At 67.3% G+C, this 14,106-nt stretch carries 9 protein-coding genes; 5 read left to right on the forward strand and 4 right to left on the reverse strand.

Annotated features, from left to right (window positions below; all coding sequences use genetic code 11):
- Positions 1 to 50 precede the first annotated feature (50 nt).
- Together ASC81_RS18015 and ASC81_RS18020 are read right to left on the reverse strand one after the other, a co-directional pair.
- Positions 51 to 1,268: a Fic family protein gene (locus ASC81_RS18015; RefSeq protein ID WP_082536615.1), complete on the reverse strand. Its 1,218-nt coding sequence runs from the start codon at positions 1,266 to 1,268 to the stop codon at positions 51 to 53.
- Positions 1,269 to 1,419: 151 nt separating this feature from the next.
- Positions 1,420 to 4,017 (reverse strand): cellulase family glycosylhydrolase, encoded by a 2,598-nt coding sequence (locus ASC81_RS18020; RefSeq protein WP_200960050.1) that lies wholly within the window; start codon positions 4,015 to 4,017, stop codon positions 1,420 to 1,422.
- Positions 4,018 to 4,233: 216 nt separating this feature from the next.
- Between ASC81_RS18020 and ASC81_RS18025 the strand changes: the two genes are divergently transcribed.
- From ASC81_RS18025 to ASC81_RS18045, 5 genes are all read left to right on the forward strand, one after another.
- Positions 4,234 to 5,268 (forward strand): asparaginase, encoded by a 1,035-nt coding sequence (locus tag ASC81_RS18025; protein WP_056269928.1) that lies wholly within the window; start codon positions 4,234 to 4,236, stop codon positions 5,266 to 5,268.
- Between the two features lie 80 nt (positions 5,269 to 5,348).
- Entirely contained in the window at positions 5,349 to 5,987 is a 639-nt protein-coding gene (locus tag ASC81_RS18030) for a TetR/AcrR family transcriptional regulator (RefSeq protein ID WP_056269931.1), read from the forward strand.
- Entirely contained in the window at positions 5,984 to 7,435 is a 1,452-nt protein-coding gene (locus ASC81_RS18035) for an efflux transporter outer membrane subunit (protein ID WP_056269935.1), read from the forward strand. The genes ASC81_RS18030 and ASC81_RS18035 overlap by 4 nt, the downstream gene beginning before the upstream one ends.
- Positions 7,436 to 7,437: 2 nt before the next feature.
- On the forward strand, positions 7,438 to 8,547 hold the full coding sequence (locus ASC81_RS18040; protein WP_056269938.1) for an efflux RND transporter periplasmic adaptor subunit: 1,110 nt from the start codon (positions 7,438 to 7,440) through the stop codon (positions 8,545 to 8,547).
- Positions 8,548 to 8,560: 13 nt separating this feature from the next.
- Complete coding sequence (locus ASC81_RS18045; protein WP_056269940.1) at positions 8,561 to 11,650, forward strand: efflux RND transporter permease subunit; 3,090 nt, start codon at positions 8,561 to 8,563, stop codon at positions 11,648 to 11,650.
- Here the strand turns inward: ASC81_RS18045 and ASC81_RS28195 are convergent.
- The gene (locus ASC81_RS28195) at positions 11,637 to 13,190 is read right to left on the reverse strand and encodes a methyl-accepting chemotaxis protein (RefSeq protein ID WP_056269942.1); all 1,554 of its coding nucleotides are present in this window, start codon (positions 13,188 to 13,190) and stop codon (positions 11,637 to 11,639) included. The genes ASC81_RS18045 and ASC81_RS28195 overlap by 14 nt on opposite strands.
- A 460-nt stretch (positions 13,191 to 13,650) precedes the next feature.
- The coding region (locus tag ASC81_RS27095; protein WP_156392221.1) for a PEP-CTERM sorting domain-containing protein at positions 13,651 to 14,106 on the reverse strand (456 nt) is incomplete at its 5' end.

Consider the following 14,106-nt stretch of genomic DNA (forward strand, 5'->3'; position numbering starts at 1 on the left):
TCACTGTGGCCCCACGAATTCGGTGTTCGCATTGCCGTGGCAACAGTCGCCTAGCCGAGATCGTTGCGGCTCGTCCTCGCTGCCTTTGTATCTGCGGTTGACGAGCCAACGTCAGCCTTCGGCGGCGGGCCAATAAAGCGGGCAACGGCCGGCGTCTTGGGCCGATTCCCCGAGTTGATGAAGTCGCCGAGCTGCTTGGCCGCGCCGTCTACGTCAGCACCGACACCACGTAGTGCCTGCGGCAGGTTGCTGCTGCGCATGATGGAGCGCACGTAGCCATCAATGAAGGCCTGCTCAATGACGAGCATGGACCCCAATTCGTAGAACGCCGCCATGCCTCGTATGTATCTTGCCTTGGTGATGTCGACGAAGGAAGACGGCACCAAACCAGCAGCGAGCAGCGGCAAGTTGGCAGCAATACGAGACGTGCGCTTGTTGCCGTTGGCAAAGGATTGCACGTAGGCGATGCGTGTCAGCAGGTAAACGGCAGCCTCGACTGGCGCCAGCAGCTTGGCGGTCTCGACGATGCGGACCAGCACGTCGTGCGCATGTGTTGTGCCGGGTCGATGAGGCGGCAGGTATGCCGAGTTGGCGAGGTTCACGTCTTCGTAGACGCGTGGAACCCCGCGCTGTTGCCTGGGAAGAAAGTGATCCGAAGTGGTCAGTCCCGCGACACCGTGGTCGTCGGTGAGCAAGGCATGCATGGCGCAGATGTTCTCAACGCTCAGGTCGCGATGCGTCCACAGGTATTCGGCAGCTCGCTTGTGGTTCAGGGCGAGAACTGCATCCTCCTGCGGCTTGTCTGGTTCGCGTTCGCCGTACACCACGAGCGCCTCAGTGTCGATTTCGCTGTAGCTGCTGCCTTCCAGGACCCCCGACGCCCACGAGTAGTCCACCAGGAATCGAGAGAGATACTTTCGGTCCATCGGATTGGCCAGAGCCTGGACCTGCGCGCAACGCCTCGCCCGCTCCGGGTCAATGTTGGGCGTTGGGTCCAGCAGCTCTTCGCGAAAAGGCGCGAGCGGGCGCATGCTGACCGGACGCTGGAAGAACGCGTCGACGTCTGCCAGGCTAAAAGGGCTCAACGTCACATAGCGCCTCGCCGGGCCGCGGCCGATGGGCGCCACGAAGCCTTGGCTCATCAGAGTTGCCAGGGTTCGATTGAGCGTGGAACGGCTCATAGAGCCGCCGAGCAGTTCCATGAGGCGCTCCGGCGCGATGCCGGTAGGGCCTGACTCACGGACCAATTGCTCAACGGTCTTTTGCATGACGCGATTTTACGGTCCGTAAATCATTGTTGCGCAACGGGAATTCCTCTTCTAGTCAGCCGGACACGCGGGCTGCACCTATCTCGTCACGCCGCGCTCAAAATACCCTCGGTTCAGCGACGTTGAACTGGTGGGCCAGCTATCTCTTGGCTCACTTCGCGTTCACCTTCAGCCAGTTCAAGTTCCACTCCTTGCCAATGGATTTCAGGCGCAGCGTGTGGTTGCCGGTCGTCAGGGCAAAACTGGCGCTGGTTTGCGTGACCCAGGTCTGCCAACCGCCGGTGTTCGGCACAGCCATCGTCTCAACCGTCTTCACGCCGTCCACCCAGACTTCAAAGCCGGTGCTGCCATTGGCGCTCGCCAGGCGGTAGTCGATGCTGAAGTTGCCCGCCGTGGCCACGCTGATCTTGAACTCGATGTAGTCGTCGGGGTCGAAGTGGCCGACGTTCTGGCCACCGCCCGTGTCGCTGGAGTTTTCGAGCTGTATGCCGCTCATGGCGGTGAAGTCTTCCGCCTGCAGCGTCGCAGGCACAGCCACGAAACGCACGGCTGTGCTGGCAGCGTCGCTGTAGTAGCTTTCGTTGACAGCGGTGAGTGCGGTGACGGCGTAGTAATAGGTTGTGCCCGGCACTGCCGTGGTGTCGGTATAGGTGCTGGTGGTGACCTTGTCGGCGAGCTTGGTGTAGCTGCCACCGGCGCCGGTGGACCGGTAGACGCCGTAGCCCGTGACCTTGGCGTCCGCGCTGGCGCTCCAAGCCAGCGCATTGCCGTTGCTGCCTTCCGTCAGCTTCAGGTCGGCGGGGCGCGCCGGCAACTGGAACACTTCGGGCGCCGTAGTACTTGTCATCCATTGCGCCAAGCCGGCGTGGACCTCCAAGGCCTGCGTGGCGTAGCTCTTGAACAGGGTTTCAATCTCGGTGGCGGTGGCGGTCGTGAAGTCGACCTTGCCGTTCATGTCGATGATGTCCTTGCCCTGCACCGGCAGCTTGTCCACCAGGTACATCTCGGCCCAGGTGTTGGCGCTGCCGTTGTCTTTGAACACACCGCTCAGCGCATAGGTCTTGCCGCCTTGCAGCGTGATGGCTTGATAGACGCCGCCGTTGACCTCGCCGCTGACCCCCGCGGGGCGGGTCACGCGCAGCACGGCGCCGTCGCTGCCCGTCGGCGCCTTGCCTGCTGTCGCGTCGTTGAAGTCCAGGTTCAGGCTGCCGCTGATGGTCAGCGGCGTCCAGCCGGCATTGGAGCCGAAGCCGCCGTTGGTGATGACTTCGGCGTTGGTGGCGGTGTCAGTGATGCTGATCTTGTCGAAGCTGACGTCAGGGTTGCTACCGGCCACCGCGCCGCTCTTGATGACGAAGTAATAGGTCTTGGCCCCCATGCCGCCGACCTTGATGGTGGGCGCCTTGACCGCGCAGGCATTGGCAAAGCTGACGTCCCAGCCAGCGCAATCCCAGGTGCTGGCCTTGGTGACCATGCCCACGCCAGTGTCGAAGTTGGTGTTGACGGCATTGGTGACCATGCCCCAGGTGCCCTTGCCCGAGCCACCGGCCGGGCTGACCAGCTTGTACGACCAGGAGGTGGACGCCCAGCCATAGCTGGCGTAGGTGTCGTAGGTGGCGCGGCCGATCTGGCCGCCGAGCTCCAGACCCGCGCCCTGCCAGGGCTGGAACTCTCCGACGAGCAACGGGATCTTCAGGTCGCTGACCTGTTTGTTGTAGGCGCAGACCCCGGCGGTGCCGCTGGCGCCGCAGCGCAGCCAGTCGCGGTGGACCATATACGGGGAGTCGCCCGGCCGGTCGCCGAACAGGCCCGGGTAGGGATGGATCTCGAAGGCGACGTTCGTGAAGCCCTTGGCAGTCGGGTTGCCGTAGGCCTCGATGCTGCCGTAGTGACTGGGCAGCAGCACGATGTGCTTGTCGTCGATGGCGCGGATGGCCTTGTAGAGGTCCTCCACACGCGCCACCATGGCTTCCGCGGTTGAACCCCAGGGCTCGTTGAGCGGGTCGTACGCCGCCACCACGGGCTCGTCCTTGTACTTGGTGGCGATCTGCTGCCACAGCCACTTGGTGCGTTCCTGTGCCTCGGTATCGGTCCAGTATTTGTTCTGGCCAGCGCAGCCGGTGTGGTCGTTGGGCGTCTGGCCGCCGTGAGCCCCGTGCAGGTCGAGGATCACGTAGATACCGCGCTTCTTCGCCTCGGCAATGCTCCAGTCCAGATACTTCCAGGCATCCGCTCGCAGGGTCCTGGGCTTCTTCTCGTCCTCGATGACGCTCCACAGGATGGGCAGGCGCACGACGTTGAAGCCGAAGGCCTGCAACTGGTCCCAGTCGCGCGAAGTCATCCAGCTGTCGCGGAAGAGCTGGATCAACCGCTCCTTCTCGTCATAGCCAAAGCGTTCGGTCAGCTTCGCTTCCAGTGTGCACTGGTCGGTCACGCCATTGCCGCCCTGACCCATCATCCAGAACTCCTGCACCAGCCAGTTGCCCAGGTTGGTGCCCTTGAGCAGCACCTGGGTGCCGCTGGCCTTGACCCATTTGCTGCCGTCTGTCTTCAGCAGCGTGAGGCCTTCTGGAGCGGGCGCTGGCGCGGGTGGCGGCGCCGGTGCGGGGCCGGGCGCAGGCGAAGGATCGGTCGAACCGCCGCCGCAGCCGGCCAGCAGCGCCGCGCCCATCAGCCCGCCGAGCAGGGCGGCGCGGGCGCAGTTTTTCATCTGAAGGGCGCTGCCCTCCAGGAGTGAGCGTTTCTCCACGTGAGTCTCCGTCTGTTGTTGGAACCATTTGGAATCGGTTCCAATTTAGTATCTGAGACGGGCTTAGTATTTGTCAACGGTGCCTGGGAAAGGTCCTAGGGGCACCGGACGGTCTCCGTGTTTTGCGGGTCTGTTCATGGAATCGATTCCACGCCACATGCCAGGCCACCGCCGACCCTCATTCAGGCTTAAGCCAGCCGCGCCTAGACTGCCAACATGAACCCCGTCCTCATCGAAGTGATGCGCGGTAGCGCCGTCGAATCGCAGCATGCCGGCGCGCTGGCCATCGTCGACAGCTCGGGTGCGGTGCACACCGCGCTGGGCGACATCGAACGGCCCATCTTCCCCCGCTCCGCCGTCAAGCTGTTGCAGGCGCTGCCGCTGGTGGCCAGCGGCGCTGCCGACGCGTTCGAGCTGACCGATGCCGAGCTGTCGCTGGCCTGTGCTTCGCACAGCGGCGAGCCCGAGCATGTGGCCACGGCCGCCGGTGTGCTGGCCAAGTTGGGACTGACCGCCGATGCGCTGGAATGCGGCACGCAGTGGCCCGGCCGGGAGCCAGTGCTGCGCTGCATGCTGGCGCGCGGCGAGGTCGCCAGCGCCCTGCACAACAACTGTTCGGGCAAGCATAGCGGCTTTGTTTGCGTCGCCTGCCTGATGGCCCGCAATGGTGGGGCAGACGCCGCCGCATTCGCGCGCGGCTACATCGCCGCGGAGCACCCGGTGATGCGGGAGGTGTCAGGTGCGCTGTCCGCGGCGACGGGCATCGATGTCGAGCAGGCGCCTCGCGGCATCGACGGGTGCTCCATCCCAACCTTCGCATTGCCGTTGCGCTCGCTGGCACTGGCCTTCGCCCGCTGCGGCACGGGCCAGGGGCTGTCTGACGGCAACGCCCGCGCCGCACGGCGACTGCGCCAGGCCGTCGCGGCCGCACCCTTCATGGTTGGCGGTACCGACCGGTTCGACACTCTCGTCATGCAGGCTCTCGGCGAGCGCCTGTTCTGCAAGATTGGCGCCGAGGGCGTGTACTGCGCGGCGCTGCCGGAGTTGGGCCTGGGTGTCGCGCTGAAGATCGATGACGGCGCCGTGCGTGCGGCCGAGGCCGCTTTTGCCGCCGTCGCCCAGGCGCTGCTCAAGGCCGAAAGCGAGTTGCTGCGCAGCTATAGCCATCTGCAGTTGCGCAACTGGCGCGGCCTCGACGTGGGCGCTCTGCGGCCCGCTCCGGCCCTGACTGGCGTTCTCCGAGCCGCCTGACACCCGCGCCGCCGTCGGGCGATAAAACGATACAAAACATTTTCCAAGCAAGCGCTTGGTTGGTATTACAGTCCGGCCCCATGCCCCCTCGCAAACCCTTAGTCGCAGACACGCTGCCAGCCCGCGAACGCCTGCTGCACGAGGCCGCTTGCCTGTTCGGCGAACGCGGCTTCGACGCCGTGCCGACACGCGAGATTTGCGCCGCGGCCGGCGTGAACCCGGGCGCCATCCACTACCACTTCGGCGACAAGGACGGGCTCTACGCCGAGGTGCTGCGCCTGCCGGTGCTCGACCTGCAGCAGCGCATGACCGGCTTCGACGACGCCGGCATGAGCCTGCACGACTCGATCTGCCGCTTCCTTCGGCCGTTTCTGTTCGACGACGGCGCCTGCAGCGCCCAGCTCTTCCTGCGTGAGATGCAGGCGCCGAGCCGCATCTTCATGGACATGGTGGCCGCCGAGATCGGGCCCATCTTCGACCGCTTCGCCGGCCTGCTGGCCCGCCATGCCGGCCTGGCTGCACCCGACGCCGCGATCTTCCAGCTCGCCATGGGCCTGCAGGCCATGGCGCACGACTACGCCATGAGCCGGCCGATGGTCGACGCCTTCCACCCCGAACTGCTGGTCAACGACCCCCAGCTCGAACAGACCTGCGCCCGCCTCGCCGACTGGGGCTGCGCACTGGTCGAGTACGAGCGCAAGAAGCACCTGCCCTCATGAACCCACGCCTTCTCCTTGCTGCGCCGCTGCTGGCACTTGTCGCCGCTTGCACGACTGTGCCGCCCGCTGCGCCGCCCGCCGACGCAGCCATTCCCACGGTCTGGCGCTCGCCCCTGCCGCACGGTGGCAGCACCGCAGCGCTCGCCCAGTGGTGGCAGGCCTTCAGCGACCCGCAGCTTGCCCGCCTCGTCGAGCGCGCCCAGGCGCAGAGCCCCACGCTGGCCCAGGCCGCCGCGCGCCGCCGCCAGGCCGAGGCCGGCGCCGCGCAGGCGCGAGCCGGGCTGCTGCCCCAAGTCAGCGCCAGCGCCCAGGCGCAGCGAGGCCGGGCGCTGAACGGCATTCCCGGCGACAGCACCCAGCTCAGCGGCCAGTTCAATGCCAGCTGGGAGATCGACCTGTTCGGCGGCCAGCGCGCCGCCGCTGCGGCCGGCGCCGCGGAGGCCACGGCAGCGACCGCTGACTGGCACGCCGCGCGAGTCAGCCTGGCCGCGGATGTCGCCCAGGCCTACGTGCAACTGCGACTGGCGCAGGCACGCGAGGAGTCGGCCGAGCTGGACACACGCTTCGCCGAGCAGATCGCCGCCTGGGCCAGGCAGCAGCAAGCGGCCGGGCTTTTGAGTGCCAGCGACGCCGCCATCTTGAACACCGAGCGCGCGGTCGCCGTCGCATCGCGGAGCCAATGGCGCGCAGAGGCGCAGATCGCGTTGCAGACGCTGGCCCTGCTGTGCGGCGAACGGGCCGAGGGTCTGGCTGCCGAGTTGGCGCCGCCCGCTGTCGTCACCGAAGGCTTCGAGATCAAGCGCGATCAACCACGCACACCGGCCTTCGACGTCAGCGCCCTGCCCGCCCAACTGTTGGCACAGCGCCCCGATCTGGCCGCCGCACACCAGCGCTGGATAGGCGCGGTGCAACAGCAGCGCAGCGCGGAGGCCGAGCGCTGGCCGCAGCTCAGCCTGGCGGCGCTGGCTGGCGAATCGCGACTGCGCGTGGGTGGCACGACAAGCAGCGGCTCGATGTGGGCCTTCGGCCCCAGCTTGAGCCTGCCCATCTTCGATGCCGGCCTGCGCCGGGCGCGCGCGCAAGGCGCGGAAGCTGCTGCCGATGAGGCCGCCGCCGCGCTGCAGTCGCGTTGGCAGACAGCCGTGGCCGAGGTCGAGGAATCTCTGCAGCGCGTGGCCTCCGGCGCCGAGCGCGAGCGCGAGGTTGACGCCGTGCGGCGCGAGTGGGAAGGCATCGCCCGCCGCTCCGGCGCCCAGGCCCAGGCCGGCCTGCAAAGCGGCACGCAGCGCAACGTCACCTTCCGAAACGCGCTGGCCGCCTACGACGCCGTGCTGACCGTACGGGCCGAACACGCGCTGGCGTGGATCCGCCTCTACCGCAGCCTCGGCGGGGGTTGGACCACCGACGCCCTCACGAACACCGTCTCGAACACCGCTTCTGCCCGTTGATCATGAAGAAACGCCTGCCCCTCCTCACTGTCGCCACCGCAGCCCTCACCGTCGCGCTGGCCGCCGCCTTTGTCGTCGCCCTGTCCAGCGGCCCCGCCATCGCCCAGCAAGCGGCCAGCGCGGCACCAAGGCCCGCGCTGACCGTCAAGCGCGTGCTGGTGCAGTCGGGTGCCTGGCACCAGACGCTGTCAGGCACCGGCTCCATCGCCGCCTGGCAGGAGGTCATCATCGGCGCCGAAATTGGCGGCCAGCGCCTGGCCGTGTTGAACGTCGACGTGGGTGACCGCGTCAAGAAGGGTCAGCTGCTGGCCCGCCTGAGCCCCGGCACGCTGGAAGCCGACCTCGCGGCCGGCCGCGCCGCGCTGCTGGAGGCCGAGGCCTCGGCGCGCGAAGCGCACCAGACCGCTGAACGAGTGAAGACGCTGCAGGGCAGCGAGGCGCTGTCGCCCCAGGCCATCGACCAGGCCCTGGCCGCTGACGCCGCCGCGCAGGCCCGCGTTGCTGCGGCCAAGGCGCGTGTGCAGGCCGACCAGCTGCGGCTGTCGTACACGCAGATCACCGCGCCGGATGATGGCGTCATCAGCGCCCGCACCGCCGTACCTGGCGCACTGGTGCAGCCGGGTCAGGAGCTGTTCCGCCTGCAACGCCAGGGCCGCCTGGAGTGGCGCGCCGAAGTGCCCGGCCCCGAGCTGTCGCGACTCAAGCCTGGCCAGACAGTGCGCGTGCAACCGAGCGGCGCGCCACCGGTGGAGGGCCGCGTCCGCCGTGTCGCCCCGCAGGTCGACCCACAGACGCGCAATGGCCTGGTCTATGTGGACTTGAAGGCCGGCGACGCGCTGCGCGCCGGCCTGTTCGCGCGTGGCGATTTCGTGCTCGGCGAGAGCCAGGCACTGTCGCTGCCGCAGAGCGCGGTGCTGTTGCGCGATGGTTTCAGCTACGTCTTCCGGCTGGACGGCAGCAAGGTACGCGAGACCAAGGTGCAGATCGGCCGCCGCGAAGGCAACCGTGTCGAGGTGACGTCCGGCCTCAGCGCCGGCGCTGCCGTGGTGGAGTCCGGCGTGGGCTTCCTGGCGGATGGCGACACCGTCCGCGTGGCGCAAGCGGCGCAGTAAAGGAAGACGCACCATGTTCAACGTCTCCCGCTGGTCCATCGCCAACCCGGTGCCGGCCATCATGCTCTTCATCATGCTGACGGCGGCCGGGCTCTACGGCTTCAAGCAGATGAAGATCCAGCAGTTCCCCGACATCGAGCTGCCCACCATCGTCGTCAGCGCCTCGCTGCCCGGCGCCGCGCCGGCGCAGATGGAAACGGAGGTCGCCCGCAAGATCGAGAACTCGCTGGCCGCCGTGCAAGGGCTCAAGCATCTCTACACGAAGGTGCAGGACGGCGTGGCGACGATCACGGCCGAGTACCGCCTGGAGAAGCCGCTGCAGGAGGCGCTGGACGACACGCGCGACGCGGTCAGCCGCATCCGCGCCGACCTGCCGGCCGACCTGCGCGACCCGGTCATCACGAAGATGAACCTGTCGGGCATGCCCATCCTGACCTACACCGTCTCCAGCACGCGCATGGACGACGAGGCGCTGTCCTGGTTCGTCGACAACCAGGTGGCCAAGCGCATGCTGGCCGTGCGCGGCGTGGGCTCGTTGGCGCGCGTGGGCGGCGTCAGCCGCGAGCTGCGCGTGGAAATTGACCCGGCGCGGTTGCTGGCGCTGCGTGTCAGCGCGGCCGATGTGTCGCGCCAGTTGAAGCAGGTGCAGCAAGAGGCGCCCGGGGGCCGCGCACAGCTCGGCGGCACCGAGCAGTCGCTGCGCACCATCGCCACCGTGCAGAGCGCCGACCAGCTGGCCGCGCTGAGCATTCCACTGCCCGACGGTCGCCAGGTGCGGCTGGACCAGGTTGCCAGCGTCAGCGACACGCTGGCCGAACGGCGCAGCGGCGCCTTCCTGAACGGCAAGCAGGTGGTGGGTTTCGAGATCGTGCGCGCCAAGGGCGCCGGCGAGGTCGACGTGGCCGAGCGCATCCGCGCAGCACTTGAGGAGCTCAAGGCCGCCCATCCCGACATCACCATCACCGAGGCCTTCAACTTCGTCGACCCGGTCATCGAGAACTACGAGGGCAGCCTGACGCTGCTGCTGGAAGGCGCCTTCCTGGCTGTCGTCGTCGTCTGGTTCTTCCTGCGGGACTGGCGGGCCACCTTCGTCAGCGCCGTGGCGCTGCCCCTGTCGGCCATCCCGACCTTCCTCGTCATGTATTGGATGGGCTTCACGCTCAACGTGGTGACGCTGCTGTCGCTGTCACTGGTCATCGGCGTGTTGGTGGACGACGCCATCGTCGAGATTGAAAACATCATGCGCCATCTGACGATGGGCAAGACTCCGCTGGAGGCGGCGCGAGAGGCCGCCGACGAGATCGGTCTGGCCGTCATCGCGACGACTTTCACGCTGATCGCCGTCTTTCTGCCGACGGCCTTCATGAGCGGCGTGGTCGGCAAGTTCTTCGTGCAGTTCGGCTGGACGGCGTCCATCGCCGTGTTCTTCTCGCTGGTGGTCGCGCGCATGCTGACGCCCATGATGGCGGCCTACATCCTGAAGGCGCCGAAGAAGGTGCACAAGGAACCGTTCTGGATGCCCACCTACCTGAAGGCCGCACGCTGGGCCTTCACGCACAAGGGCAAGACCATGGCGCTGACGGCGGTCTTTGGCGTGGCCGCCTGCACGCCGCTGTTCATGGGTGCCATCCCCGGCGCCTTCATCCCGCCGGACGACCTGAGTCAGACGCAGATCAGCGTCGAGTTGCCGCCCGGCAGTACCTACGAGCAGACGGCGGCCATCGCCGAGCAAGTACGCGTGGCGGCCGCGGCGCATTCGCATGTGAAGCTGGTCTACACGGCCGTCGGCGGCGGCAGCGCTGGCGGTGACCCCTTCGCGATGAGCGGCGCGGCCGAGGCCCGCAAGGCCACGCTGACGCTGAACCTGACGCCGCGCAGCGACCGCTCGGGCATCAGCAAGCAGCAGATCGAGCGCGAGCTGCGAGAGCGCCTCGACGGCATTGCCGGCGCACGGCTGAAGGTCAGCTTCGGTGGTTCAAGCGAGAAGTACCAGCTCGTGCTGGCCGGCGAGGACGGCGAGCAGTTGGCCGCCCATGCGGCCAAGGTCGAGAAAGAGTTGCGCGCACTGCCCGGCATCGGCCAGGTGACGAGCAGCTCCAGCCTGCAACGCCCTGAGCTGATCGTGCGCCCCGACGCGGCGCGTGCGGCCGATCTGGGCGTGTCCACCGCGGCGATTGCCGACACACTGCGCATTGCCACGGCGGGCGACTACGACCAGCTGCTGCCCAAGCTCAACCTGAGCCAGCGCCAGATCCCCATCGTTGTGCGCCTGCCCGACGCCGCGCGCACCGACCTCGCGCTGCTGGGCCAGCTCACCGTGCCGGGCACCCACGGCCCGGTGCCGCTTCAACAGGTGGCCGAGATGACGGTGACCAGCGGCCCCGCACAGATCGACCGCTATGACCGGCTGCGCAACGTCAACTTCGAGATCGAGCTGAACGGCCGCCCGCTCAGCGAGGTCCAGGCGGCGGCAGCGGCACTGCCCAGCATCACCAACCTGCCCCCGGGCGTCAGCAAGGCCGAGATCGGTGATGCCGAGGCTTTCGCCGAGCTGGGCCAGGGCTTCCTGCTGGCGATGGGCACTGGCGTGGCCTGCATCTACATCGTGCTGGTGCTGCTTTTCCACGCCTGGGTGCAGCCAGTGACCATCCTGGGCGCGCTCGTGCTTTCGATCCCGGGCGCCATCCTCGCGCTGTTCGTCACGCAGACCGACCTCAGCATGCCGGCCATGATCGGCATGATCATGCTGATGGGCATCGCGACGAAGAACTCCATTCTGCTGGTGGAGTACGCCATCGTCGCGCAGCGCGAGCAGGGCCTGTCCCGCCTGGATGCGCTGCTGGATGCCTGTCACAAGCGCGCCCGCCCCATCGTCATGACGACGCTGGCGATGGGTGCCGGCATGCTGCCCATCGCCCTGGGCTTTGGCACCGACCCCAGCTTCCGCGCCCCCATGGCCATCGTCGTCATCGGCGGCCTGATCACCAGCACCTTCCTGAGCCTGCTGGTGATCCCGGTGCTCTACGAGATCGTCGACGACATGATCGAGCGCGCCGGGCGGTTGCGCCGCCGCGGCCGGCCCAGCGAGGTCAGCTCAGCTTGAAAACCGCCACTGATTGCGACAGCTCATCGGCCTGCTGCTGCAGGCTCTGAGCGGCGGCGGCGGATTCCTCGACCAAGGCGGCGTTCTGCTGCGTCATCTGGTCGAGGTTGGCGATGGCCTGGCCGATCTGGCCGATGCCGGTGCTCTGCTCGCCGGTGGCCAGGCTGATCTCCGAAACGATGGCGCTCACGCGGGCGATGGCGTCGATGATGTCCTTCATCGTGTCGCCGGCCTGGGCCACCAGCGTCGCACCGCTGTGGACGTTCTCGCCGCTTTGCGTGATGAGCGACTTGATCTCCTTGGCGGCCTCCGCGGAGCGCTGAGCCAGTGTGCGCACCTCGCCAGCGACAACCGCGAATCCGCGGCCCTGCTCGCCCGCCCGCGCGGCCTCGACAGCGGCGTTCAGCGCCAGAATGTTGGTCTGGAAGGCGATCCCGTCGATGACCGAGATGATGTCGGCGATCTTGGTCGACGAGGCGCTGATGCGCCCCATGGTCTGCACGACTTCGTTGACGACGCTGCCGCCGCGGCGCGCCACGTCGGCCGCGTCGTTGGCGAGTTGGTTGGCCTGACGGGCCGACTCGGCATTGTGGGTGACGCTGGCGGTCAGCTCCTCCATGGCCGAGGCGGTTTCCTGCAGGTTGGACGCCGCCTGCTCGGTGCGGTTGCTGAGGTCCTGGCTGCCGACGGCCACTTCGCGCGAGGCCGTGGCGATGCTGTCGGTGCTCCGGCGCACACCGGACACCACCTTGACCAGCGAATCCTGCATGCCCTGTACGCCGCGCATCACGGCCGCCGTCTCGTCGCGTCCGACCACGTTCACGGGCTGGCTGAGGTCCTGCCCGGCGATGCGTTCCGCAGCCTTCACTGCGTTGGCCAGCGGCGTCAGGATGGAGCGGATGTTGACCGCCGTGTAGGCGGCCAGCAGCAGCACGGCGATGACGATGACGATGAGCAGGTTGCGGCGGATGGCCGCCTCCTTCTTCGCGAGTTCGGCTACCCGCGCCGCCGAATGCTTGTCGACGGTGGCGGTTATCTCGCTGAGCGTCTTGTCCACGGCCCGCACCGGGCCCTTGACGGGCTCCATCGCCTGATTGGCCGCAGCGGTGTCCGCAAATTCGCCCTTGGCCACGCGCTCGGCAATCCCGTTGAAGCCGCTGCGATAGTCCTGAAGCGACTTCAGCAGTTCTTCGGGCATGCGCTTTAGATCGGCCGGAAGGTCCAGCTTGCCCATGCGGCCCAGGCTATCGGCGGTCTTGTCGAAGGTGTCGCTCCAGTCCTTGCGATAACGCTCCACCGACTTGGCGTCCGCCAGGTTGATCAGCAGATCCTTCTCGTAGCGCCGCAGGTTGCCGACGCCGGCCCGCACGCCGGCCAGTTGGGTCAGTGACTCGACATCGTTGTCGACATAGTGCGTGAAGTCCGCCTGCGCCTGGGACAGGCTGCGCAGCCCCTGCACCCCCACCAGCAGCATGGCCAGCACGGCCAGTGCTGCAAGGGCGAGCAGGCGCGCCTTGATCGTGTAGTCGCTCAGCTTCATCACAACTCCTCCTCACGAACGCAGCCGCAACGGGCGGCACCGTCGTCCCTCGCAGCCGCAGCGTGTCGACCAGAAGTGACCACAGCGGCGTGATCTATGGGGGGTCGTGGCGCGAGCCTAGCCTTTTGCTGGATGGTCGCCTAGTCTCACGCACCCGGGGTGGCAGGCGTCCACAGCTCGCGCATCGCCACTTCGAGGGCATCGCCCACGCGCTCCGGCGCCCGCCGGGGCCGAGCCCGGAGGGCCACCCAGACCAATTGCCAGGGCGAGCCGTTGCTGCCGAAAACAGCAGCCGTTCTACGTACTGCAGGAGCGGACGGTCTTCCTGGGCGTCGAAGTTGGTGAACTGAGCAAGGGCGGCCTACGCATCGCCTTGGCGGGAGGGGCTGAGTGGTTGTCGAGCTTCACGAGCCATCGTGACAAGGGGACAGCGGAATTTCCAGGGAGGGCAATCGGAGGATCAAGAGCCTGCGCTTGCAAGCCGAGCGTCGTGGCCGTGTCGTTGGCCGCGTCGACGCGCAACCAATGCGAGCACCACCAAGCCAAGAGCGAGCATCGCCGTCGTCGCTGGTTCAGGTACTGCAGCGACCTCGATCGTCATCGACTGTGGCGTGAAATCGCTCCAGACGTCCGACGAATCGGTGTTGTCGAAGTAGCTCCACTGCCACGAGTCGCAAACAAGCGTGCTCCCTCCCTCCGGATCAAAGTTGTAGCAGTTGCGCGATGCCGTCTCCGTGCTGATGGAGCGGTCAGTGCGGGTTGTCCATCCCCCCGTCAGCTGAACGACGTAGGTTCCAGTGATCTTGCCCCTGCATAACCGGACACGGTCTATGCGCTGGTTGGCGCGCTCCCGGTCTGGGTGACGCGCTGTTGATGTTGCCTGAACTCCCTGGGTGACCGCATCCGCAGGCTCGAG

Source organism: Pelomonas sp. Root405 (assembly GCF_001425165.1).
In the GTDB taxonomy this organism is placed as follows: Bacteria; Pseudomonadota; Gammaproteobacteria; order Burkholderiales; family Burkholderiaceae_C; genus Pelomonas.